Annotated in this window: 20 protein-coding genes; 16 read left to right on the forward strand and 4 right to left on the reverse strand. The window is 36.0% G+C overall.

Annotated features, from left to right (window positions below):
* Positions 1 to 21 precede the first annotated feature (21 nt).
* Positions 22 to 627 carry an NUDIX hydrolase N-terminal domain-containing protein gene (locus AC4BC7_RS01805; protein ID WP_490503656.1) on the reverse strand — a complete coding sequence of 202 codons (606 nt, stop codon included), beginning with the start codon at positions 625 to 627 and terminating at the stop codon, positions 22 to 24.
* A gap of 75 nt (positions 628 to 702) precedes the next feature.
* Between AC4BC7_RS01805 and AC4BC7_RS01810 the strand changes: the two genes are divergently transcribed.
* From AC4BC7_RS01810 to thrS, 3 genes are all read left to right on the forward strand, one after another.
* On the forward strand, positions 703 to 1,071 hold the full coding sequence (locus AC4BC7_RS01810) for a DUF488 domain-containing protein (protein ID WP_207940237.1): 369 nt from the start codon (positions 703 to 705) through the stop codon (positions 1,069 to 1,071).
* 35 nt (positions 1,072 to 1,106) lie between these two features.
* Positions 1,107 to 1,283, forward strand: coding sequence for a 2-hydroxymuconate tautomerase (gene thmT, locus AC4BC7_RS01815; protein ID WP_016175323.1), 177 nt, complete (start codon positions 1,107 to 1,109; stop codon positions 1,281 to 1,283).
* Positions 1,284 to 1,654: 371 nt separating this feature from the next.
* Positions 1,655 to 3,589 (forward strand): threonine--tRNA ligase, encoded by a 1,935-nt coding sequence (gene thrS / locus AC4BC7_RS01820; RefSeq protein ID WP_490503657.1) that lies wholly within the window; start codon positions 1,655 to 1,657, stop codon positions 3,587 to 3,589.
* A 191-nt stretch (positions 3,590 to 3,780) separates the two neighbouring features.
* On the opposite strand, the gene AC4BC7_RS01825 is transcribed toward thrS, so the two are convergent.
* Positions 3,781 to 5,220, reverse strand: coding sequence for a helix-turn-helix domain-containing protein (locus tag AC4BC7_RS01825; protein ID WP_490503658.1), 1,440 nt, complete (start codon positions 5,218 to 5,220; stop codon positions 3,781 to 3,783).
* Between the two features lie 323 nt (positions 5,221 to 5,543).
* On the opposite strand from AC4BC7_RS01825, the gene AC4BC7_RS01830 reads away from it, so the two are divergent.
* The 3 genes from AC4BC7_RS01830 to AC4BC7_RS01840 all read left to right on the forward strand — a co-directional run bounded on the left by AC4BC7_RS01830 (position 5,544) and on the right by AC4BC7_RS01840 (position 11,665).
* On the forward strand, positions 5,544 to 9,326 hold the full coding sequence (locus AC4BC7_RS01830) for a SpaA isopeptide-forming pilin-related protein (protein WP_490503659.1): 3,783 nt from the start codon (positions 5,544 to 5,546) through the stop codon (positions 9,324 to 9,326).
* Position 9,327: 1 nt separating this feature from the next.
* Positions 9,328 to 10,110, forward strand: coding sequence for a pilin N-terminal domain-containing protein (locus AC4BC7_RS01835; protein WP_490503661.1), 783 nt, complete (start codon positions 9,328 to 9,330; stop codon positions 10,108 to 10,110).
* A 76-nt stretch (positions 10,111 to 10,186) separates the two neighbouring features.
* Entirely contained in the window at positions 10,187 to 11,665 is a 1,479-nt protein-coding gene (locus AC4BC7_RS01840; RefSeq protein WP_207940242.1) for a SpaH/EbpB family LPXTG-anchored major pilin, read from the forward strand.
* 234 nt (positions 11,666 to 11,899) lie between these two features.
* Here the strand turns inward: AC4BC7_RS01840 and glpK are convergent, their stop codons facing one another.
* On the reverse strand, positions 11,900 to 13,405 hold the full coding sequence (gene glpK / locus AC4BC7_RS01845; RefSeq protein WP_258529770.1) for a glycerol kinase GlpK: 1,506 nt from the start codon (positions 13,403 to 13,405) through the stop codon (positions 11,900 to 11,902).
* A gap of 84 nt (positions 13,406 to 13,489) precedes the next feature.
* Positions 13,490 to 14,038, reverse strand: a complete 549-nt coding sequence (locus tag AC4BC7_RS01850) for a TetR/AcrR family transcriptional regulator C-terminal domain-containing protein (protein ID WP_069027564.1) — start codon at positions 14,036 to 14,038, stop codon at positions 13,490 to 13,492.
* A gap of 236 nt (positions 14,039 to 14,274) precedes the next feature.
* Here AC4BC7_RS01850 and AC4BC7_RS01855 point away from each other — a divergent pair, with 236 nt between their 5' ends.
* From AC4BC7_RS01855 to AC4BC7_RS01900, 10 genes are all read left to right on the forward strand, one after another.
* The gene (locus tag AC4BC7_RS01855) at positions 14,275 to 15,414 is read left to right on the forward strand and encodes a glycerol dehydrogenase (RefSeq protein ID WP_490503663.1); all 1,140 of its coding nucleotides are present in this window, start codon (positions 14,275 to 14,277) and stop codon (positions 15,412 to 15,414) included.
* Positions 15,415 to 15,452: 38 nt separating this feature from the next.
* Positions 15,453 to 16,442: a dihydroxyacetone kinase subunit DhaK gene (dhaK, locus tag AC4BC7_RS01860; protein WP_069027566.1), complete on the forward strand. Its 990-nt coding sequence runs from the start codon at positions 15,453 to 15,455 to the stop codon at positions 16,440 to 16,442.
* Positions 16,443 to 16,488: 46 nt separating this feature from the next.
* On the forward strand, positions 16,489 to 17,070 hold the full coding sequence (gene dhaL / locus AC4BC7_RS01865; RefSeq protein WP_490503664.1) for a dihydroxyacetone kinase subunit DhaL: 582 nt from the start codon (positions 16,489 to 16,491) through the stop codon (positions 17,068 to 17,070).
* Positions 17,067 to 17,441, forward strand: a complete 375-nt coding sequence (dhaM, locus tag AC4BC7_RS01870; RefSeq protein WP_069027568.1) for a dihydroxyacetone kinase phosphoryl donor subunit DhaM — start codon at positions 17,067 to 17,069, stop codon at positions 17,439 to 17,441. Before dhaL (AC4BC7_RS01865) ends, dhaM begins: the two co-directional genes overlap by 4 nt.
* Positions 17,442 to 17,471: 30 nt before the next feature.
* On the forward strand, positions 17,472 to 18,641 hold the full coding sequence (locus AC4BC7_RS01875) for an iron-containing alcohol dehydrogenase (RefSeq protein WP_141426427.1): 1,170 nt from the start codon (positions 17,472 to 17,474) through the stop codon (positions 18,639 to 18,641).
* Positions 18,642 to 18,935: 294 nt separating this feature from the next.
* Positions 18,936 to 19,928, forward strand: coding sequence for a dihydroxyacetone kinase subunit DhaK (dhaK, locus tag AC4BC7_RS01880; protein WP_490503665.1), 993 nt, complete (start codon positions 18,936 to 18,938; stop codon positions 19,926 to 19,928).
* Between the two features lie 69 nt (positions 19,929 to 19,997).
* Entirely contained in the window at positions 19,998 to 20,642 is a 645-nt protein-coding gene (gene dhaL, locus AC4BC7_RS01885) for a dihydroxyacetone kinase subunit DhaL (protein WP_072763841.1), read from the forward strand.
* Positions 20,643 to 21,070: 428 nt separating this feature from the next.
* Positions 21,071 to 22,735 carry a propanediol/glycerol family dehydratase large subunit gene (locus AC4BC7_RS01890; RefSeq protein WP_490503666.1) on the forward strand — a complete coding sequence of 555 codons (1,665 nt, stop codon included), beginning with the start codon at positions 21,071 to 21,073 and terminating at the stop codon, positions 22,733 to 22,735.
* A gap of 18 nt (positions 22,736 to 22,753) precedes the next feature.
* The gene (locus AC4BC7_RS01895; RefSeq protein WP_068561795.1) at positions 22,754 to 23,329 is read left to right on the forward strand and encodes a propanediol/glycerol family dehydratase medium subunit; all 576 of its coding nucleotides are present in this window, start codon (positions 22,754 to 22,756) and stop codon (positions 23,327 to 23,329) included.
* A gap of 21 nt (positions 23,330 to 23,350) precedes the next feature.
* The gene (locus AC4BC7_RS01900; protein ID WP_490503667.1) at positions 23,351 to 23,773 is read left to right on the forward strand and encodes a diol dehydratase small subunit; all 423 of its coding nucleotides are present in this window, start codon (positions 23,351 to 23,353) and stop codon (positions 23,771 to 23,773) included.
* The last annotated feature ends 10 nt before the right edge of the window (positions 23,774 to 23,783 follow it).

Genomic DNA, 23,783 nt, shown 5'->3' on the forward strand with positions numbered 1-23,783 from the left:
GGGATTTTTGATGGATTGTTTTTATTCAAAATAGCAGGTCTCATACTGTGAAAATAATTGGATTAGCTGTTCTTTGGTTGTACGTTTCTTGGAAAGTGAGGGTAACTCGTTTAAGCCAAAATATGCCATTTGTGAAGTTTCAATATTTTTTTCGAATGCTTGAGAATTAGATACAACTTGGCAAGCAAAGACGAGTTTATAATATTGAAAGATTTGTGGAATATCGTTTCGTAGATTGGTATCAAAAACGGCTAACAATTTACTTGGAGTAACTAGTAAATTTGTTTCCTCTTGGACTTCTTTGATGATATTTTCTTTTGGCGATAAGCCAACATCACCGTATCCGCCCGGCAAGGACCATTCTTTCGTTTTTGTATCTTGAACTAGTAACACCTTATCTTGTTTGGTGATAAAAGCACGAACATCTATTTTAGGTGTTTGATAACCAATTTCATGAGCAAATAATTCTTCTATAACTTCGAATGGTTCGTTACCTAACTGCTGAATGAGTTGTAAAGAAAGTTGTCGTAATTCTGTATAGCGTTCTTGATCAAATGCATCTTTTCCGTAGACTAAGCCTGCCTCAGCAATCGCAAATAATCGCTTATAAATTGCTAAATAGTCCATCGTACACCTCCGAATAGTTATGATACTTTATTCTATCATTCGATTGCAGTATACTATAGAGGAGTAGGTGATTTTATGGGAAATTTAACGATTAAACGAGCATATGACACAGTCCAATCAGTTGATGGTAAGCGAATTTTAGTGGATAGAATTTGGCCAAGAGGAATAAAAAAAGAAAAATTACAACTAGATTTATGGGCAAAACAAATTGCACCAACTAAAGAGCTTCGACAAGAATTTAACCATGAGCCGGAAAAATTTCAATGGTTTACAAAACAGTATCTTGAAGAATTGGCAGAAAATTCCTATACATCTGAGTTCGTAACTACTATCAAAAAATGGCTGGAAAATCAGAATGTTACGTTGATTTATAGTGCAAAAAATCCTCAATATAATCAAGCACAAGTTTTGCTTGAATTTTTACAAGAACAGCTAAAAAAATAGTATAATAAAGGCATGCTTATAAAGGAGGAAGAACCATGCCATTTGTCCATATTGAATTATTAGAAGGAAGAACACCTGAGCAATTAGAAGCAATGATGAAAGAAGTAACGGATGCAGTTCATAAAACAAGCGGAGCACCAAAAGAAAATATTCATGTCATCATTAATGAAATGAAAAAAGGAACTTATGGAAATAATGGAGCTTGGAAATAATTTTATTTCTTACTTGCAATTTTCTGTAAGAAGTGGTTAAATAAGACCATAATTGATTGATGAGAAAGACAACTGCACTTGAGAGTCTTCAATAAGAGAGGAAAAGCTAGGCTGAAACTTTTCTAGAAGAAAACCAGGGAATGACCACTTTCGAAACTTTTGTTGAAGCAAAAGCGGTCGTACCGTTATCACGTTTGAGGAACACGCTTATTTATCGTGTTTAAAATTAGGTGGAACCACGAAAGTATTCGTCCTAGTATCGCATAGCGATACTAGGACTTTTTTGTTGCAAGTCATCTTTAAATAGATGAAACAGGAACTTGTAACGTGGTTGATTTTCTTATCAATCAGCAATTGAAGGAGGAAATAGCATGTTAAAAATCACTTTTCCAGATGGTGCCGTAAAAGAATTTGAATCTGGAATTACAACGAAAGAAATCGCCGAAAGCATTTCTAAAAGTTTAGCTAAAAAAGCTTTAGCCGGAAAATTCAATGGAGAATTAATTGACTTAGATCGTACGATTGAAGAAGACGGTTCAATTGAAATCGTAACACCAGATCATGAAGAAGCCTTAGCTTTATTACGTCACTCAACTGCACATTTAATGGCGAATGCCATGCGTCGATTATATCCAAGCATTCATTTTGGGGTAGGTCCAGCCATTGATTCTGGATTTTATTATGACACTGATAATGGTGAACAACCAGTAACGGCCGAAGATTTACCGGCAATTGAAGCTGAAATGATGAAAATTGTAAAAGAAAACAACCCGATCACTCGCCTTGTTTTAACCAAAGAAGAAGCGCTAGGATTATTTGCTGGCGATCCTTATAAAGAAGAATTAATTAATGAACTACCCGAAGATGAAATCATCACAGCTTATGAACAAGGTGATTTTGTTGATTTATGTCGTGGACCTCATGTACCATCAACTGGTCGTATCCAAATTTTCAAATTACTTTCAGTCGCAGGTGCATACTGGCGTGGGAATTCTGATAACCATATGATGCAACGTGTTTATGGAACTGCCTTCTTTGATAAAAAAGATTTAAAAGAATTTATCCGTATGCGTGAAGAAGCCAAAGAACGTGATCATCGTAAATTAGGGAAAGAATTAGATTTATTTATGTTATCACCTGAAGTTGGTTCTGGATTACCATTCTGGTTACCAAAAGGCGCAACTATTCGTCGTACAATCGAGCGCTACATTACTGATAAAGAAATTAGCTTAGGGTACCAACATGTATACACACCAGTTATGGCAAATGTAGAATTTTACAAACGTTCTGGTCACTGGGATCACTACCACGAAGATATGTTCCCACCAATGGACATGGGCGATGGTGAAATGTTAGTTTTACGCCCAATGAACTGTCCACATCATATGATGGTCTATAAAAACGATATTCATTCTTATCGTGAATTACCAATCCGTATTGCAGAATTAGGGATGATGCATCGTTATGAAAAATCTGGAGCATTATCTGGTTTACAACGTGTACGTGAGATGACTTTAAATGATGGACATACCTTTGTTCGACCAGACCAAATCAAAGACGAATTCAAACGTACATTAGATTTGATGACATCTGTCTATGCGGATTTCAATTTAACAGATTATCGTTTCCGTTTAAGTTATCGTGACCCAAAAAATACTGAAAAATATTTTGATGATGATGCTATGTGGAACCATGCGCAAGCAGTGTTAAAAGAAGCGATGGACGAGTTAGAATTGGATTATTTTGAAGCAGAAGGTGAAGCAGCCTTTTACGGACCTAAACTTGACGTTCAAGTGAAAACTGCATTAGGAATGGAAGAAACATTATCAACTATTCAATTAGACTTCTTATTACCAGAACGTTTTGATTTAACATACGTTGGTGAAGATGGTGAAAATACGCATCGCCCAGTAGTTATTCATCGCGGGATTGTTTCGACAATGGAACGTTTTGTTGCTTACCTAACAGAGATGTACAAAGGCGCTTTCCCAACTTGGCTAGCACCAATCCAAGCAACAATTATTCCTGTTTCTGTTGAAGCACATAGCGATTACGCTTATGAAGTCAAAGAAATGTTGCAAACAAAAGGTATCCGTGTAGAAGTAGACGACCGTAATGAAAAAATGGGTTACAAAATTCGTGCCTCACAAACACAAAAAATTCCTTACCAAATTGTTGTAGGGGATCAAGAAGTAAATGATGGTACCGTAAATATCCGTCGTTACGGTAGTAAAGAAACTGCCGTTCAATTATTGCCAGAATTTGTGGAAGCAATTGTTGCTGATGTGAATAATTTTAGCCGTTAATAACAAATGTAAAGAGACGACGGTACAAATACAAACAAAATTAAAATACCCGAACGATATAAGAGAATCTCCTTAAAGAAGTCTCGCTATTGTTCGGGTATTTTTTTGTTAAAATGACTTGTATTGCAGTCTTTTTAGTGTGAAATTTATATTTTTAAAACAGTTATAAAAAATTTAGAGAGTTTTGCTTATTATAAATTTGATTCTTTAGTATGAATTAGTAGCTCTTTTATTATTTCTACAAGATGTTGATAGTCTTGTTGCGTTAGTAATCCTTGAATGAGTATTTGATGCTGATACATAGAACTTGCCGTTTGGGGATATTTAGTTGTACCTACGATTAAATGACTTTCTTCAGCATTATTCACAAAAACAATATTATATTTACTGGCAAAATAAGATTTTATACCATTTTTGATGTGTTCTAAAAATAAATCAGTATATAGATAGATATTGATTTTAGGTAAAAGTCTTTTAGCAGATAATAAATATTGACATAAGAATAAACTTTGCATTTCAAAATGATTGTGCGCCCATGTCCCACATTGTTCGGAAAAGTCATACCATAGTTTTTGAACTTGGGTAAAGAAGTAGGGCTGCGCATGCTCTTTGATTTTAAAGCCAATACCTGGAAATGAGAGAAGTAGTTTTTGATCTATTTTAAAAAAGAAACTTCCTAAGTATAGTCGAATAAAATTTTGATAAATGAATTCAGCCTGAGTATCGTCAAAAGGAGCGACATGTTTTTCAAAAAGAGCTATCCAAAGTTTGTAGTCGTGCTCCAATTCTGGCGTATACAGATTATCGAAACCTAAAGGAATTGTATAGTTCGATAAATTTGAGTTGTGAACCATTAGCAAAAGGAAATACCATTCTTCATTGTTCCAATCAGTAAGAAAATCAGGTTTAGCTGGAAAATCTATATCTTTAATAAAAGGAAATTTCATTTCCTTAAAATAGAAGGAATAATTTCTTTCAATTGCTGAACAACAGATAAACAATTGTAGGCCTAAAATTTCTTCTTGTACAAAAGTAAAGTTTAAATTTAGTGAGTGGCTGATTTGCTTTGCTAGATTAAAATATTTTTCTTTATTTTCTATCCAGGGAATATTTGATAATTGCCGATGCATCATAAATAAGATAAAAAAAGAAAAACAACGAATAGTTGATTCTTTCCCACGGATTTTTAATTGATGTGAAACTGTAATATGCAAATCGTAATTGTTTATCGTGTTATTGATTTCTTTCACTTTTCTTTTAATGGTTGAGAAGCTGACAAAATAATGATCGCGTAATTCTTTAACTGAAACAACTCGTTGAATAAGTACCTCTTTAAAAATACAATAGGCAATATCCTCAGATAATATCAAGTTAAATAAGTCCTGAAAACTACAAGTTGGATGCCGTAATAACCGAATCCCATGTCGTTTGTTAATAACTAGAGTCATTTCTTTCTCTGTATAACACTTTTTTATATCATCTTGCAGTTTTTTACATAATTTTTTTACCTGTGTAATATTAGAATAACCAAGTAAAAATAATAGATTTTCACTTGAAATATAATCTGTTTGATTATCTAACAGTTGAATAATATCAAACATAATCCACACAGATGAATCAAAACCGAGCATGCTTTACCCTCCCCTTTGTGAAAAAAATACTATTTTAATGATAACTTATTTTTTTATATACAATATGTTCTAAAATGAAACATCTAAAGGTGCAAAAACGAGATTTTTCAGATGTGAGGAATTTATGTTGGAGGGTTTTTAAGACATTAGATTATGATAATGCTTTGAAGTAGCTAATTATAACGTTTAATAATTAATATAAAATTATAAAAAAGGGATATTTTTTATAAAAATGTCTCTTTTTAGCTTTTCTGAGGGGTTGATTATGAAATATATTCCCCAATTTAATTGTTATAAGATAAAGGCGAGAAAGGGGGAGGAGAATGAGAAAGAAGCACTTTATAGGATTTGTTTTACTCGTATTAATTATCAATTTTTTATTACCACTAACCCAAGCATATCAAGTTTTTGGTGATGAAAAAGAAACTATTTCTGAAAAAATAATTGATACACCTGAATTAAAAATTAACTATGTTTCAAGTGAAACGAACGAGAAAATTAATTGGAAATTTAATTATTCGTATCAGAAAACTGCCAATACGCAACAAAAGCTAAAGTTGGAGTTAATTGCCGATGGAAAAAGTATTCCTTTTCAATCAGTTGATGGCTGGAACTATGAGAATAATTGGTTTGTTCAAGATGAATTTTCAGAAACAGCTACTGGTACAGTGGAGCTAGTAACTGAGCTTTCAGTTACAAATGTCATGCTGAGAATACAAGCAGATGAATTATCCGAGACTGAAACAATTACAACAGATGTTTTTACATCCGAGATAGAAGGACCACATCAATTACGTCTGCCAGTTGTGAACCCAAAAAACGAAATCCCTGTTGAGTCAACCACGATTGAAAGCTCTGAAATAGAAATGACGAATACACAGCAAGAAGAAGCTGTTACAGATGACAAACCGAATTCAACAGCTCGTACGGAAAGTGAACAAGAATCATTGGACAGCACAGAACCGTCCCAAACAACGACAAGTTCTGAAAAAGAAACAACAGAAGAAAATTTAGATGCCAATAGCGATACATTTGAACCTAATGGAAATTTCAGTATTGCGAGTTCGCTTGATAGTTTAACGAATTATCCAGCAATCAATCCAGAATATACAACGAACGAAAATGGTACTTATCCAAAACATTACTGGAATCCAACAAATAACCAAACTGTTAGAAATCATCAAGGAAAAAAATTCGGAGCAAGTGGTTGGGATGGAAACAATAGTTGGGATGGAAATTCTAACAATGTAACAGATTCTTATATCGAATATGGTGGTACTGGACAAGATGCTGACTTTGCTATTCGTAAATATGCCAAAGAAACCAGTACTCCAGGATTATATGATGTCTATTTGAATGTACGTGGAAATCAGAAAGAGAATATTGAACCGGTAGATATTGTGCTGGTTGTTGATATGTCTGGAAGCATGGAGCCTAGTAGCAGTAATGGCTGGAATGACCGAGCTGGAGCAGTTCGTGCAGGTGTAAAAGAATTTTTTCAGCTGATTAATCAAGCGGGCATTGGCAATTACGTAAATGTTGGGTTTGTAGGTTATTCGAGTCCTGGGTATGTTGATTTAATTCAGCAACCAATTAAACCTGTATCCGATACTCAACATGTAACAAATATTAATAATGCATTGAGTCAAACGTTTAATGGTGGCACATTCACTCAAAATGGAATTGAAAAAGGCAATGATATGCTTTTATCCAGTACCAACAGTAACAAAATGATGATTTTACTGACGGATGGCGTTCCTACCTTTTCAAAAAGAGTGACACAAGCAGTTATGGAAAATGGTACCGTTTATGGGACAAGTTTTCATAATTCACATCAAGATCAGCCAGGGAATACATCTGGCTTACGAAGTGGGGCGTTTAATTCTTGGTCAAACTATACTGCGGGGACTAGTAGCAACAGCGACCCAAATATCATACCGCCTAATAGTGGTAATGGAAGATATTATGATACAACTAATGGCATTAGAATTTGGAATACTTGGGCAGCTACATTAGGTGCGGCCAAAATAGCCCAGAATAGTGGCTCTATTCTTCATACATTAGGAATTCAGTTAGGAGCCGATCAAAATTATTTAACTGAAGCACAAGTAAGAGCAAGAGCTAGTTTACTTGCATCACCTGGATTATATCGAGATGCAGAAACAACGGCAGAAGTGACTGATTATTTATTAGAACAAGCTCAAAATGTAGTCGCTTCGTTTAATACGATTGTGGATGGTTCGATTATTGATCCAATTGGTACCCAGTTTTCTTATGATTCAACTGATGTCACAGTTCGTAGTGTTGGAAGTACCAATATCTCAAATTTACCTACTGCAACAATTTCTAATGGAAAATTAGATGTAACAGAGTTGAATTTAGGAAAAGGACAAGAAGTTCAATTTCACTATCAAGTACGTATTAATACGGAAGATGAGGATTTTACTCCTGAAAAATGGTACCCAATGAATGGTCCAACTAAATTAACACCAGATGGAAATAACCCAAATAATCAAATAGATTTTGGTATACCATCTGCCAAAGCTCCTGGTATCAAGTTGAACTTGAAAAAGATTTGGGAGGAATACGATAAAGATACCTCCCATCGTCCAGATTATTTAGATTTTTCTGTTGAACGTAGTAAAACGATTACTAATGAAGCGTGGAAAACGGGGTATCTTCGCCTAGTGTCTTCTGAGTCCGATACGTGGGAAAGACAAAATATTGAAAAAATTTCTAAAACACAAGGTGGTCAAGAAACATTGTGGTTGCCTAAATTTAATAATCAAGGCAACGATTTTATTTATAAATTTTCTGAATTAAATGTGCCCGATGGCTATGAAGCAACTTCTAATGAAGACGGAACGACTTGGACCAACAGAAAAATTTTCACTCCATTAGGTCTAAAAATAGTTAAAATTTCTGACCAAGAATCTCAACCGTTGACAGGTGCTCAATTTAAATTAACCGGTGGAAATCTTCCAAATGAAGGCGTGCTGTTAACCGATAAACAGGATGGTACGTATCAATTAGAAGAGACGAAACTAGAATTGAATAGTGAATATACTTTAACAGAAATCCAAGCGCCAAATGGTCACGCACTATCTAATGATCAATGGATTATTAAAGTAAGTGATACAGGCGTAGTCACGATTAATAATAAAAAAGACGGTATTACAATTGAAGGAAATACCATTCACTATACTATTGAGAATCAATTTAAAAAGTTATTAATAGCAACTGAAAAATATTCCAAAGAAAATAATGAGCAGTTAAATGGCGCGCGTTTAACTTTAAGAAAGTACGAAGACAGTTGGAATGGTACTGGTACAATTGTAGGCGAACCTGATGATTTGATTGCCAATGATGTCACTTCAACTAAGTCTCTTACACCTGGGTTTTATAGTCTTCAAGAAACCGTTACACCTACTGGTTATCAAGTCGATGATACCATCTTTAAATTTCAAGTAGATATTGAAGGGAATTTAAAAGATGAACAAGGGACGATAATTCAAAGGGATACACTCCCTTCATCAGATGGTTGGTATCTAAGTAATGACAATAATAAAAAAGTATTTGTCTTTGCTAAATACAATCAATTACGCCAATTTGAATTTTCAATTCTGAAAAAAGATGCTCAGACAAATCAAAAACTTGCGGGAGCGGTCTTTGAGGTTCGAAAACAAGGTGAAGATCAGCTTCTTGCCAAACTAACTACCAACAGTGAAGGTACTGGGAAATTTATTGCGGATGATTCGGATGACCTATTCTTATTTAAACCAGGGACTTACTTAATCAAAGAAGTAGCTGCTCCAGAAGGCTTTGTGGTGCTTGAAGAGATCTTTAAAGTAGTTATTTCTGACACAGGCATAGTCACTGTTAATTATGGAAATCAAGCAATGAATGAAGAAGCAATTGAAGTTGTTTTAAAAGATGAAAGCAACAATACAATTGAAGTCACCATTGCCAATACGCCAAAAGGATTGTTACCAGCAACGGGTGGTCAAGGGAGAAAGGTATTTGTTATTAGTTCATTATTGGTAGTTGGTATCGGAATTGTTCTTGGCGGATATTATGTTTATCGCAATCGAAAGGAGCTAGAGTAAGATGAAAAAAATTTTTTCAACTGTCATAATCCTGCTCGTTATTTCTTTTGCGTCAACTATTTATCCGACGTCTATTCATGCGGAAGAAAAAGAATCCGCCATTGAATTTGTTTTACACAAAAAAATGTTCAAAGATTTCAATGCTACGCCAGATTATACACAAAATACCGGTCTGGAAATGGATAGTAACGATGGAGAAACGTATGGGTTAAATAATGTTACTTTTGAAGTCTATGAGGTTACAGATTGGGTTGCAGAAGAATTGCAAACACAATCATTAGAAACTTTAATGACTAAAGTAATGAATACACCGATGCAAGAATTAAGAGGAAAATTTTCTAGTGATGTAAATAATCCGTTGCTTCAAGAAGTGGTGACAACTACTGTAGCAAATGAAGATGGAGTAGCTATTGTAAACGTAACGCCTGCTATTAATAATAGTGCGTATCTATTTTTAGAAACAAAAGCACCCGCAATAGAGGGACAAGAAATCCGTGAATTAGCAGCACCAATGCTGGTAGTATTGCCAATTGAAAATCCATCAGTATCTGGAAGTTATCTTTCAACAATTCATTTATATCCTAAGAATAGTGGTGTTGAGCTTCCTAAAAAACCAGAACCACCAAAACCTGAGCAACCGACACCGGAAAAACCCAGCAAACCTGGGAAACCATCGTTGCCAATTACTGGAGAAGCAAAGTCAATGATTAGTATCTTAGGTATTGCTTTATTGACGCTTGCGTTTTTGCTTTATCGAAAACAAGTAAATAATCAGATGAAATAAAAAAGTTATTAGTGAATTCCCCAATTTTCAAAACATAGTATCCAAAATTATTAATAAGCATTTAGGAGGAAATTAAATGAAAAAGGTTGTAAAAAGTATTTTTATGTCTTTATTGGTATTACCACTATTGGTGGGGATTTTTGGTTCTGCAACAGCTTATGCAGATGATGCGAAAGTTCCGGTGACATTACACAAAGTGATTTTTAATGATGAGTATCCAGAAGGGTATCCTCGTCAAAATACAGGGAAGGAAATGACTGATTTTGGTGGAGAAGCTTTACCTGGAGCAGTTTTCACTGTTTATGATGTGACCACACAATATCATGCAGCGGTTGAAAATGCAGACCAAGCAACCGCACAAGCTGCAGTTATTGCTGCTTATACGGCTAATCCTAATAGTTTCACTGGTTTAACTAGTGTTACGACCAATGAACTGGGAGCAGCAACTTTCAATTTACCAGAAAAAAGTGGTGGATTAGATGCAGTCTATTTATTTGTTGAAACTAAAACACCTGGGAACGTGACAGTCACTCAAAAAGCGGCTCCAATTGTATTAGCATTACCAGCATATGCTTTTGATGCGAGCACAGAAAAATTCACAGATGAAAAATTAGATCATGTGCATTTATACCCTAAAAATATCACATCAAAAGATACAAAAACTGTTCAAAATATCGATGAATTTGACATGATTACTGAAGATGGCACTCGTTATAATATGGAAAGAGGACAGAAGATTGCCTTCCGCTTAACATTAAATATTCCTAGCGACATTGCAGATGTTACCTATTCTGTAACGGATACACCAACAGAGGGCTTGCAATTTATTGCAGATTCTTTGATTGCTGACGGATTAACTGCAGGGAGCGATTATACAATTACTGCCAATGGAGATGGTGGTTTCACACTAGCATTAAACTCCAATTCAGCAACTGTTCAAGCATTAGCAGGTAGCACACTTATCATTGATTACCAAATGGAATTAACAAAAGATTTGGTTCCGGATGCAATTGAAGGAAACAAAGCAAATGTCAAAATTGGTGATACTCCGCAACCAGAAGTAACACCAAAAGAAAAATTCCAAACTGGCGGGAAGAAAATTGTAAAAAAAGATGCGCATACTGATAAAACGTTAGCAGGTGCAGAATTTGTAGTGATTAATCAAGCGGGTCAATACGGCGAATTTGAATTAAACACTGCCGGTACAGCGTATGCTTTAATTGGTTGGGTAGATACAGCAACTAGTAAAAGTACGATTACTTCATTAGCGAATGGTTCTGTCAATGTTATCGGTTTAAAAGATGGAGAATATACATTAAATGAAACCAAAGCGCCTTCTGATAAATATGTGAAAATTCCTGACGGTACCATTAAATTTGAAGTCAAAGTAGGAACGTATGAAGAAGCACAAGTAATTACCGTACCCAATACACCTAAAGGCTTATTACCATCAACAGGGGGTAGCGGAATTTATATTTACCTAGTAATTGGAGCAGCTCTCATGTTAGGTGCATATAGTTGGTTTAGAAAATCTAAAGCGCAAGCAGAAGCTTAGCGGGAAATTAGATTTTCTCTATCAAAGGTCACTTGAATAAAAAGGTAACTTCATTTGGTGGCGACCCCTAAAAGTTAGAGTTTTTATTATGCAGCTGATTGGAACCTTTTTTCAGCTAGTTATGACCCAGCCTGCTTGATTACGCTTTGTGAGTGCGAACTGAAACTAAAGTGTGCCGGTAAATCCGTATTTAAAAGTACTCAGCGAGAGTATATAACTTTTCTATGAAAATAATTATTTGTGTAATAACTTAGCATAATAGAGTGTTGCTTTAACAGCACTATGCCAACCGTGCAGTCGTTCTTGACGTTCTTTAATACTCATATTAGGCTTAAACTGTTCGTTTGCAGATACTAAAGCAGCAAGTTCGTTTTGATTACGCCAATAACCAACTGCTAAACCAGCAAGGTAAGCAGCCCCTAATCCAGTGGTCTCTAAGCGTTCGGTACGCTCGACTGTTTTTCCGAGAATGTCTGCTTGAAACTGTACTAATAGATTATTTTGTGCAGATCCACCATCAACGTAAAGGATATCTATTACGATATCAGTATCTAATTCCATTAATTCAATAATATCACTGACTTGATAGGCAAGGGATTCCAAAGTTGCTCGAATCAATTCTCGTCGACTTGTGAATTCATTGATTCCCAGAATAGATCCTCGTGCGCTTGAATCCCAATATGGAGCACCTATTCCTCGAAAGGAAGGGACAACGTAAACTCCGGAATTAGTTTCAGCTTCAAGTGCAAAAATTTCTGAATCCGCTATTGATTCAAATAAATTCAAGCCTTCTTTCAACCATTCAATTGCACTACCTGAAATAAGAGCAGATCCTTCAAGTGCATAAGTTATTTGATTGTCAATCGAATAACCAATTGTGGTGAGTAACCTGTGTTTAGACATTTTCGGTTCAGATCCGGTATTCATGACAATAAAAGTTCCTTGACCATAAGTGCTTTTTACTTGGCCAGGATGAAAGGCTAATTGACCGAATAACGCTGCTTGCTGATTTCCCACAACGCCAGCAATTGGAATGTTCACTCCATCAAAAATATCTGAATCGGTCAGTCCATAAACATAAGAGCTTGGATAAGTTTCCGGCAACATATTTTTTGGAATATTAAATAGATTTAGTAAGTAATCATCCCATTCCAAGGTGTGAATATTAAATAACATCGTCCGTGATGCATTTGTGTGATCGGTGCAGTGTAATTTACCATTTGTAAGTTTCCAAATAAGCCAACTATCAACTGTTCCAAAAGCTAACTCTCCACGTTCTGCTCTTTCTTGTGAACCTAATTTATGATCGAGGATCCAGCGAATTTTACTAGCAGAGAAGTAGGGACTAAGCACTAATCCAGTTTTTTCATGTATGTAATTTTCAACGTCATCTTGTTTAAATTTGTTAATGATATCTAGTGATTGATTAGAGCTCCACACAATGGCATTGTAAATTGGTTGCCCAGTCTGTCGATCCCATACAATAGATGTTTCGCGTTGATTTGTAATTCCAAGCGCTTTAATTTGATGGAATGATATACAAGACCCCTCCATAACTTTATGAATCACAGTACAGACTGATTGCCAAATCACATTCGGATCTTGTTCCACCCAGCCAGATTGTGGAACAAGTTGTTCAAATTTTTGAGATGCAGTGCCAATATAATTTCCTTGGCGGTCAATAATAATTGCACGAGTTGTTGATGTTCCTTGATCAATAGCTAAAATATATTCTTGCATAACCAATCACTTCCTTCGTAAGCAGTGCATAGTCAATATTTTTCCTTAATATGTTGTAAGTTATATACATAATAACAAAGCAATTTAAGGCTGAGTTCTATAGCCAATCACTTGGATAATTATTTTGTGATATATTTCACTATTAAGCTCGCAGCCTCCGAGAACCCAGCGATATAGCATTTCTGACAATCCATAAGCATAAAAGTCAGTTGTTGTCTCAATAATAGCTTGGTTCTTATTAGAAATAACGTGTATTCGAAAATAGTCATTCACGACTTTTTTAACAATTTGCCTAATATAATACGCAAAATACTCCTTAAATGAATCGAACTTCATGTTTGAGAAAACCTTCTTATAATAATTACTGTTTTCTTCAAGATAATTCAATAGATAGAGTAATCCTTCTTGCCACTTTTCCCAAACCGTAAGTGATTGAATTAATTTAGAGGTTTCATATGAAAAAATCCAAGTAATTAAATCGTACTTGTCATCAAAATGATCATAAAAAGTCTGACGGCGGAAATCTGTCTGGTCCATTATATCTGTAATTGATATTTTATCAATATCCTTTTCACGTGCGAGATATTTGAAGGAATAAGCAATGATTTCCTTCGTTGCGTTTTGTCGGTTCATACTTTGTGGCCCCTTCGAAAACGTATTAACTATCATATTATATTATTTTTCATTATACATCATCCTTAAAACAATTGAATCGGACAAATGATGTTGTTTGTCTGTTGAGTTGATAGCGCTTACTTGTTAAGATGACTCTAGTTTCAAGGAAGGGAATCATCTGAATTATGTAAGGGGTTCCTTAGTTAGTAATTCAATGAGTTATTGTATTTCAACAAAAATTAGGAGGAATAAAAATGAGAAAAGCGTTAATTAGTCCAACAAAATATGTCCAAGGGGAAAATGAGTTATTGAATTTAGGTTACTTTGTAAAGACATTTGGGGAAAAAGCTTTGTTGATTGCTAATCAAGACGATGTAAACCGCGTACGAGAAAAACTAGAAAAGACGGCAGCAAAATTTGGTGTCGAATTTATCGAAACTAATTTTCACGGCGAGGCTTCTCGGGTGGAGGCTTCTCGTTTGCAAGAGCTAGCTAAGAAAGAGTCATGTGACTGTATTATCGGTCTTGGTGGAGGCAAAGCTATTGACACTTCTAAGGTTGTAGCTGAAGGGAAGAACTTGATTATCGTGCCGACTATTGTAGCGACAGATGCACCTACCAGTCACTCTGCAGTACTCTACACAGAAGCTGGTGAATTTGATGATTATGCATATTTTATGCAAAGTCCTTCAGTTGTTTTGATCGATACGACTATTATTGCCCAAGCACCTACACGATTTTTGGTTTCTGGTATGGGAGACGCACTCTCTACCTACTTTGAAGCTAGAGCAACAAGCAGAGCATTCGCAAATGTAAACGCGGGACTACCCTGTGGTGCACGAGAAGGTGTATGTCCGCCTGCTAAAAGTACAAATACAGCTTTAGCCCTTGCTAAATTATGCTATGAAACCTTATTAGAGGATGGTTATAAAGCAAAAGAATCTTCAGATCTAAATGTCGTTACACCTGCACTAGAAAATATTATTGAAGCAAATATTTTATTGTCCGGGCTTGGATTCGAAAGTGGCGGTTTAGCTGCCATTCACGCGATTCATGATGGACTTACCATTCTACATGATGCTCATGGAGCTACTCATGGTGAGAAGGTTGCTTTTGGTGTGATTTGCCAATTGATTCTTGAAAACGCACCATCGAAAGAGTTGTACGAAGTATTAGACTTCTCGTTATCGATTGGATTACCAGTTTGTCTAGAAGACATCGGAGTTAAGAGCATCACTGATGAGCAATTAACTGAAGTAGCAGAGAAATCTTGCATTCCAGAAGAATCAATTCATTCTATGCCATTTACAGTTGATGTTGAACAAGTAAAAGCAGCCATCATGGCAGCTGACGCACTGGGACGCAATTATAAACTACGCAAACAAGCAAAATAAAAATAATTCTAAAAATATGGATCAAAGGATGGAAATAGATGAAGAAAATCATGAACAATCCCAGTAATATTGTTGATGAAATGTTACAAGGTATGATTGTGAGCCACCCTGACTTAATCCAAAGGATACCTGAGACTGGGATTATCCAACGTAAAGAGGAAAAAAATGGAAAAGTGGCTATTATTTCTGGAGGCGGAAGCGGACACGAACCGGCTCATGCTGGATTCGTCGGCAAAGGCATGTTATCTGCTGCAATCTGTGGTGAAGTATTTACTTCCCCAACGCCAGATCAAATTTTAGAGGCGATCAAGGTATCAGATGAAGGTGCTGGTGTCTTCTTGGTGATCAAGAATTATTCTGGAGATATTATGAATTTTGAAATGGCTCAAGAACTAGCTGAAATGGAAGGTATCGAAGTAGCGAGTGTAGTTGTAGATGATGATATCGCTGTTGAAGATAGCTTATATACCCAAGGAAAACGGGGAGTAGCCGGAACGATTCTCGTTCATAAAATATTAGGTTACGCAGCTCAGCAAGGAAAGTCGATCACAGAAATCAAAGAATTATCCAAGAATTTAATTCCGAATATCAAATCGATTGGACTCGCACTGACTGGTGTAACTACACCAGGAAGCAATCAGCCAAGCTTTGTATTGGCCGAAGATGAGATTGAATACGGAGTAGGAATTCACGGTGAGCCTGGATATCGCAGAGAAAAATTACAAACATCTCAGAATCTTGCAAATGAACTATTAACGAAATTAGTAAATGAATTTGGTGCGAAGGAAAAAGGCCGTTTTGCAGTGATAGTCAACGGGCTAGGTGGAACGCCATTAATGGAACAATATGTCTTTACAAATGATGTCCAACAGCTTTTGAGTAATCGTGAATTATCTGTTGACTTTTACAAGGTAGGCAACTTTATGACATCGCTTGAAATGCAAGGGTTGTCCTTAACTTTACTCTATTTGGAAAATGATTTTTATATTGAAGCATTAAAAGCACCAGTTACGACTATAAGTTGGTAAATATTATATCAGATTATAGGTTATACGAAAGGGGTCCGAACCCATAATGGATATACAAACAGGAATTCGTTGGATGAAATTATTTAATGAGAAAATTCAACAAGAAAAAGACTATCTAACCCAGCTTGATACACCAATTGGGGATAGCGATCATGGGAATAACATGTCACGAGGTATGACCTACGTTGTTGAAGCAATCGATACACAATCTCCCGATTCACTAGAAGCGCTTTTGAAGATAGTTACGGCTAATTTACTAAGCAAGGTCGGGGGTGCGTCAGGTCCATTATATGGTTCAGCATTTATGGGTATGTTGAAAACATATCAAGAAGGTGAATCATCATGGAGAAAAATATTACAGGGTGGCTTAGAAAGCATTCAAAAACGTGGGAAAGCCGAAGTTGGGGATAAAACAATGATCGATGTTTGGGCACCAGTTGTTTTGGCATTAGAAAATGATGGATTAACAGATGAGGTTATTGATGAGGCAGTTGAAGCAACAAAACCTCTAAAGGCTAAAAAAGGTCGTGCTTCATATGTCGGTGAACGTTCCATTGGACATATCGATCCAGGGGCATATTCCTCTGCATTGCTATTTCACGCTATGTTAGAAGCGGAGGCCGAATGATGACAACAGGAATTATTATTGTCTCTCACGTTTATGAAATCGCAAAAGGAATCAATCGATTACTTCAAGAAGTCGCCAGTGATGTCAATATTGAAGTGGTTGGTGGCATATCTGAAGTTGAAATTGGTACTAGTTTTGATAATATTCTTCAATTGATTGAGCAACATCCGTCTGATAATTTATTGGCATTTTATGATCTAGGCAGTGCGAAGATGAATTTGGAAATGGCGAGAGAGCTCAGTGAAAAGTCGATTACAATTTACGATGTACCAATAGTTGAAGGTTCATACACTGCAGCAGCACTTTTGCAGGCAAATGTGGCTAACAATGTTATCGAACAACAATTAAAAGAATTATATATTAATAAGTAAAAAAGAATTTTACAGAACTGAGGAATAAATATGACAAAAGAAAACTATGATTTTATGATGCCTAATGTGAATTTCTTTGGACCTGGGGTAGTTAAAAAGGTCGGAGAAAGAGCAAAAATGTTGAATATGAACAAAGTGTTAATTGTTACAGATAAATTTTTGAGAGAATTGGCTAATGGTCCCGTTAAGCAGGCAGAAGACTCTCTTAAAGCAGCCAATGTTGACTATGTGATTTTTGATGGTGTAGAACCAAATCCAAAAATCCGAAATGTTGAGGATGGAAAGAAACTATATCTTAAAAATCAATGTGATTCAATTATTACAATCGGTGGGGGGTCAGCTCATGACTGTGGAAAAGGAATCGGTATTGTCTTGTCAAATGGAGACGACCTAGCTGCATGTGCAGGGATTGAAACATTGGAATATCCTTTACCACCATTGATGGCTGTAAATACTACGGCTGGAACAGCTTCAGAAATTACGCGACATGCTGTAATTACAAATGAAAAGACGCACCTAAAATTCGTTGTTGTCTCCTGGCGCAATGTTCCCCTGGTATCATTTAATGATCCAATGCTAATGCTAGATGTCCCGACAGCTTTGACAGCTGCAACAGGTATGGACGCACTGACGCACTGTGTGGAGTCTTATGTATCTGTGAATCGAAATCCTATTACTGATGCTCAAGCAATTCAAGGGATAAAATTAATTGCTAAGTATTTGAGACGTGCAGTAGCTAATGGACATGACATAGAAGCAAGAACAAATATGGCGTATGCTTCAATTTTGGCTGGAATGGCCTTTAATAATGCAGACTTAGGTTATGTTCATGCAATGGCTCATCAATTAGGTGGTCAGTATGATGCTCCTCATGGTGTTTGTTGTGCCGTTTTAATGCCGACTGTTGAAAGATGGAATATTATCAGTAATCCGCAACGGTTTGCTGATATTGCTCAATTCTTAGGTGAAAATATCGAGGGGTTAACAGTGATGGAAGCTGCTGAGAAAGCTATCCAAGCAATGGTTCGTATTTCCGAAGATGTCGGTATTCCAACGAACATTAAATCTCTGGGTGCATTACCTAAAGATTTTGATATGATGGCAGAAAATGCTTTGAAAGATGGGAATGCATTTTCTAATCCTAGGGTCGGTACAAAAGAGGATATTATTAAATTGTACCAACAAGCCTACGATGCGTAAAGGTTAACTTATTTCAGGTATCAGGCTGAAATAAATGTATGAAAGGAGGCTGGAATACAATCATCCTAGCCTCCTTTTATATTTATTTTTACCTATAATTTTATTCAGTATATTAAGTAATACGAGTTCAAAGACTTTCATTCTTGTTGTTTTTTTTAATTATTTTTACAAAAAAGGGAGTTATTAATCAAGTACGCATTCAAATAGAATCTATTTATGCTATGTCATTTCCAACAATTTTTTAAGAAATATCAGATAAACGAAATAAGAATTAAAAGGAAAAGAGAGCGAATAATGAAAAAAATCATTAATAAAGTTGAAGATATTGTAATAGAAATGTGTGAAGGTATGGCTAAAGCACACCCAGAACAATTAAGTTTCAACAAAAAATATAAACTTATAACAAGAAAAGAGTTAAATAAAAATAAAGTAAGTTTGATTAGCGGTGGTGGTAGTGGTCATGAACCAGCTCATGGTGGATTTGTGGGTAAAGGTATGCTGGACGCTGCAGTTTGTGGAGATGTGTTTGCCTCTCCTTCAACGATACAGGTTTATAATGCAATTACAGAAACCGAATCAAATAAAGGAACACTTTTGATTATAAAGAACTACTCTGGAGACTGCATGAACTTTGATGGAGCTGCAGAAATGGCTGAAGATGATGATATAAAGGTTGAAAAGGTTTATGTAAACGATGATGTAGCAGTAAAAGACAGCCTTTATACCATTGGAAGAAGAGGTGTTGCAGGCACTGTATTTGTTCATAAAATAGCAGGTGCAGCTGCTGAAAAGGGACATGAACTTTTAAAAGTCAAAACTGCAGCTGAAAAAGCGATACAAAATGTAAGATCCATCGGATTTGCTTTTACCTCATGCACTGTTCCAGCAAAAGGATCACCTACATTCACCCTTGGTGACGATGAAATGGAATTTGGTGTAGGAATTCATGGGGAGCCTGGTATAGCGCGTGAAAAAATAGTATCAGCAGATGAACTTGCGGAAAAAATGCTTAATCGAATTATTGTAGATCTGCCTTATGAATCTGGCGACGACATAGCGCTGATGGTAAACGGATTTGGATCGACTCCATTACAAGAATTATATCTTTTAAATAATTCGGTTAACAAAATTTTGGAAAATAAGAATATAAATGTGTACAAAACTTTTGTGGGCAATTATATGACAGCAATTGATATGAGTGGCGCATCAATCTCCCTTATGAAATTAGATGAAGAGCTGAAAGAGTTATTGGATTATCCATCGGATGCTCCTGCTTTTAAGGTATAGATGCTTAGGTGAGATATTCGTGAGTGATAATTAAATAAAGATAGTTCAACTTCTTTGGAGGAATATATAGTGGAAAATTTATCAGTATCAAATGTAGTGAAAATTGTGGATTATATGAGCGATGTAATTATTGAAAATGAAGTTTATTTCTGTGAATTGGATTCGATTGCAGGAGATGGCGATTTCGGGATGTCTGTTGCTAAGGGATTCAAAGTATTAAAGAACGAATGGGAAGAGCTTCCTAAGGAAGATATTGGGGCATTTCTTAAAGCGTGTGGAATGATTATCACCGAGCACTGCGGAGGTGCTTCCGGTCCTATATGGGGTTCGGCTTTTAGAAGTGCAGCAAAATATGCAAAGGGTAAAACAGAATTAAATTTAAAAGAGATTGCAGAACTTTTCCAGTGTGCTGTGGAGGGAATACAGAAACGTGGAGGAGCCAAGCTTGGTGACAAGACGTTGCTTGATGCTTTAATTCCAGCAACTGAGTCCTTGAAACTGAGTGCTGAAAAGGGAGAGCCTTTCGTAGAGGCGGCTAGAAATAGTGCAGAAGAAGCTGTAAAGGGTGCTGAAAAAACAAAAGAAATGATAGCTTCTAAAGGTAGGGCCACTTATGTCGGTGAGCGAAGCATTAATTTTCCGGATGCTGGAGCTACTGCTATCGGGGTTATATTTAACGAAGTAATACAAAAATTTAAAGCAGAAGAAGCATAGTATATTTTTAGTAATCAATGCCATTGAATACATTTCAAATTTTATTGTATTCATTTAATACAATAGTTCGGTATCATGTAGAAATTTTATTTCTGAAGCCCAATGTGTGAGGGCAAGTATAAAAATTCCCACACAACGGACAAAAGTGATGGGGCCAATAATTATGGATCATATTTTTTCATAGTGTAGCTTTCTGATCTGTTTCAAGTTTCTATATAAAAATAAATAAAAAACTATTACGATAGGGTTTTAAAATTATTCAGTAGGTATTTATTAAGAGTATCGTGGGTTTTAATTTATTGTAAAAAAAGCTATCTTAGTGAGATTGAAAATAATTATGAAGAGATAGCATCTTCTGCTTACCGTCAGTGCATGACTATGATTTAACAATAGACAAAAAGCAGTTTTTAGAAAAAGGGGGAATAATGATGAAATCAAAGCGATTTGAAATGTTGGCTCAGCGGCCTGTAAATCAAGATGGTCTTATAGGTGAATGGTCAGAAGAGGGCTTAATAGCTATGGGAAGCCCAAACGATCCTGACGCATCTATAAAGATTGAAAATGGAGTAATAGTTGAACTTGATGGAAAAAAAAGAGAAGACTTCGATATCATAGACAGATTTATAGCTGACTATGCAATTAATCTAAAAGATGCTGAGAAGTCTATGAGCTTAGAATCGCTTAAAATAGCGCAGATGCTTGTAGATATAAATGTTGGTAGAGCTGAAATTATAAAAATAACAACATCTATAACTCCAGCTAAAATAGTAGAAGTTGTATCACACATGAATGTAGTAGAAATGATGATGGCTCTTCAAAAAATGAGGGCTAGAAAAACTCCATCAAATCAGTGTCACGTTACAAATTTAAAGGATAACCCAGTGCAGATTGCAGCAGATGCAGCAGAAGCAGGCATCAGAGGATTCTCAGAACAGGAAACGACAGTTGGGATAGTAAGATATGCGCCATTTAATGCATTAGCGCTTCTTGTAGGTTCTCAAGTAGGACGTGGAGGGATTCTAACCCAATGTTCTGTAGAAGAAGCTACAGAGCTTGATCTTGGCATGAGAGGGCTTACAAGTTACGCAGAAACCGTTTCAGTATACGGAGTTGAAGAAGCATTTACAGATGGAGACGACACTCCGTGGTCAAAAGCATTTTTAGCATCAGCCTATGCTTCAAGAGGACTTAAAATGCGATTTACATCAGGGACAGGTTCAGAAGCACTAATGGGATATTCAGAAGGAAAGTCAATGCTTTACTTGGAAGCAAGGTGTATATATTTAACAAAAGGAGCTGGCGTTCAGGGGCTTCAAAATGGTGCAGTCAGCTGTATAGGAATGACAGGTGCAGTTCCATCTGGAATAAGAGCAGTACTTGCCGAAAACCTTATAACTACTATGCTTGATTTAGAAGTAGCTTCAGCAAATGACCAAACTTTCTCGCATTCAGATATAAGGAGAACTGCCAGGTCGCTTATGCAGATGCTTCCAGGGACAGATTTTATATTCTCTGGATACAGTGCAGTTCCAAACTACGACAATATGTTCGCTGGGTCAAATTTTGATGCAGAGGATTTTGATGATTATAATGTGCTCCAAAGAGATTTAAAGGTAGATGGCGGATTAAGACCAGTTTCAGAAGAAGAAACTATTGCAATAAGGAATAAAGCTGCAAAAGCAATACAAGCAGTATTTATGGACCTTGGGTTCCCAGCTATTACTGATGAAGAGGTAGAAGCAGCAACGTACGCTCATGGCAGTAAAGATATGCCGGCTAGAAATGTAGTTGAAGATTTGAAAGCTGCAGAAGAGATGCTTAAAAAGAGAATTACTGGTCTGGATATAGTTAAAGCATTAAGTAGAAATGGATTTGATGATGTAGCAAATAACGTATTAAATATGCTTAAGCAGAGAGTGACTGGAGACTATTTGCAGACATCTGCAATATTGGATAAAAATTTTGATGTTATAAGCGCAGTTAACGATATAAATAATTATATGGGACCTGGAACGGGGTATAGAATCAGTGAAGAGAGATGGGAAGAGATTAAAAACATTCCCAACATAATAAGACCAGAAGATATTGAGTAAGTAATGGAGGTGAAAATTATGAACAATACAGAAAATAAATATGCTATACCAGAGCTTGAGCTCTTAGAAGTAGGAGAAGCAAAAGCTGGTACAAAAGAAAGTGAGGTTGTTATAGGACTTGCTCCAGCTTTCCATAAGTTCCAGAATAAAACGATAGTTAGTATCCCTCACAGCGATGTACTGAAAGAAATTATAGCAGGAATTGAGGAAGAAGGATTAAATGCTCGTGTAGTCAGAATAATTAGAACATCGGATGTGTCATTTATAGCTAATGATGCAGCCAAATTAAGTGGATCAGGAATAGGCATAGGGATTCAATCAAAAGGAACTACGGTTATACACCACAAAGACTTACTTCCTTTAAATAATCTGGAGCTTTTTTCACAGGCCCCATTGATAACACTTGAGACTTATAGGTTGATAGGAAAAAATGCAGCAAAATATGCTAAAGGTGAATCACCAACCCCAGTTCCAATTGTAAACGATCAAATGGCAAGACCTAAGTTTATGGCAAAAGCAGCATTGCTTCATATAAAAGAAACCAAGCACGTAATGGTGGGCAGAAAACCTATAGAAATAGAAGTTAAATTTTAAATTGGAAGGAGGAAAAATTTAATGGAAAAAAGAAATATGAATTCGCAAGACTATCCTTTAGCGACTAAAAGTCCTCAATTTATAAAAACGCCAACTGGAAAGAAATTGGAAGACATAACGCTGGAACAGGTGATAAATGGAGAAATTAAACCTGAAGACGTGAGAATATCTCAGGAAACATTAGAAATGCAAGCACAGATTGCTGAATCAATGAATAGAGATGCTGTAGCTAGAAACTTCAGAAGAGCATCAGAGCTGATAACGGTTCCAGATGAAAGGTTATTGGTGATATACAACTGCTTAAGGCCATATCGTTCTACAAAAGAAGAACTTTTGGTTATAGCAGAAGAACTTGAAAATATATACAACGCAAAAGTGAATGCACATTTCGTAAGAGAAGCGGCAGAGGTTTATGAACAAAGAGGAAAGCTACGACAAGAGTAAGCAAGCTTTA

Source organism: Enterococcus sp. AMC1623, assembly GCF_058216495.1.

What these genes read in the sequence shown, in the direction of transcription:
- AC4BC7_RS01895 (WP_068561795.1), top strand. Translation starts at nt 22,754, where the DNA reads ATGAACAATACAGAAAATAAATATGCTATACCAGAGCTTGAGCTCTTA.
- AC4BC7_RS01900 (WP_490503667.1), top strand. Translation starts at nt 23,351, where the DNA reads ATGGAAAAAAGAAATATGAATTCGCAAGACTATCCTTTAGCGACTAAA.
- thrS (WP_490503657.1), top strand. Translation starts at nt 1,655, where the DNA reads ATGTTAAAAATCACTTTTCCAGATGGTGCCGTAAAAGAATTTGAATCT.
- AC4BC7_RS01875 (WP_141426427.1), top strand. Translation starts at nt 17,472, where the DNA reads ATGACAAAAGAAAACTATGATTTTATGATGCCTAATGTGAATTTCTTT.
- dhaM (WP_069027568.1), top strand. Translation starts at nt 17,067, where the DNA reads ATGATGACAACAGGAATTATTATTGTCTCTCACGTTTATGAAATCGCA.
- AC4BC7_RS01825 (WP_490503658.1), bottom strand. Translation starts at nt 5,220, where the DNA reads ATGCTCGGTTTTGATTCATCTGTGTGGATTATGTTTGATATTATTCAA.
- thmT (WP_016175323.1), top strand. Translation starts at nt 1,107, where the DNA reads ATGCCATTTGTCCATATTGAATTATTAGAAGGAAGAACACCTGAGCAA.
- AC4BC7_RS01805 (WP_490503656.1), bottom strand. Translation starts at nt 627, where the DNA reads ATGGACTATTTAGCAATTTATAAGCGATTATTTGCGATTGCTGAGGCA.
- dhaK (WP_490503665.1), top strand. Translation starts at nt 18,936, where the DNA reads ATGAAAAAAATCATTAATAAAGTTGAAGATATTGTAATAGAAATGTGT.
- dhaL (WP_490503664.1), top strand. Translation starts at nt 16,489, where the DNA reads ATGGATATACAAACAGGAATTCGTTGGATGAAATTATTTAATGAGAAA.
- dhaK (WP_069027566.1), top strand. Translation starts at nt 15,453, where the DNA reads ATGAAGAAAATCATGAACAATCCCAGTAATATTGTTGATGAAATGTTA.
- AC4BC7_RS01810 (WP_207940237.1), top strand. Translation starts at nt 703, where the DNA reads ATGGGAAATTTAACGATTAAACGAGCATATGACACAGTCCAATCAGTT.
- AC4BC7_RS01840 (WP_207940242.1), top strand. Translation starts at nt 10,187, where the DNA reads ATGAAAAAGGTTGTAAAAAGTATTTTTATGTCTTTATTGGTATTACCA.
- AC4BC7_RS01835 (WP_490503661.1), top strand. Translation starts at nt 9,328, where the DNA reads ATGAAAAAAATTTTTTCAACTGTCATAATCCTGCTCGTTATTTCTTTT.
- AC4BC7_RS01855 (WP_490503663.1), top strand. Translation starts at nt 14,275, where the DNA reads ATGAGAAAAGCGTTAATTAGTCCAACAAAATATGTCCAAGGGGAAAAT.
- AC4BC7_RS01830 (WP_490503659.1), top strand. Translation starts at nt 5,544, where the DNA reads ATGAGAAAGAAGCACTTTATAGGATTTGTTTTACTCGTATTAATTATC.
- glpK (WP_258529770.1), bottom strand. Translation starts at nt 13,405, where the DNA reads ATGCAAGAATATATTTTAGCTATTGATCAAGGAACATCAACAACTCGT.
- AC4BC7_RS01850 (WP_069027564.1), bottom strand. Translation starts at nt 14,038, where the DNA reads ATGAACCGACAAAACGCAACGAAGGAAATCATTGCTTATTCCTTCAAA.
- AC4BC7_RS01890 (WP_490503666.1), top strand. Translation starts at nt 21,071, where the DNA reads ATGAAATCAAAGCGATTTGAAATGTTGGCTCAGCGGCCTGTAAATCAA.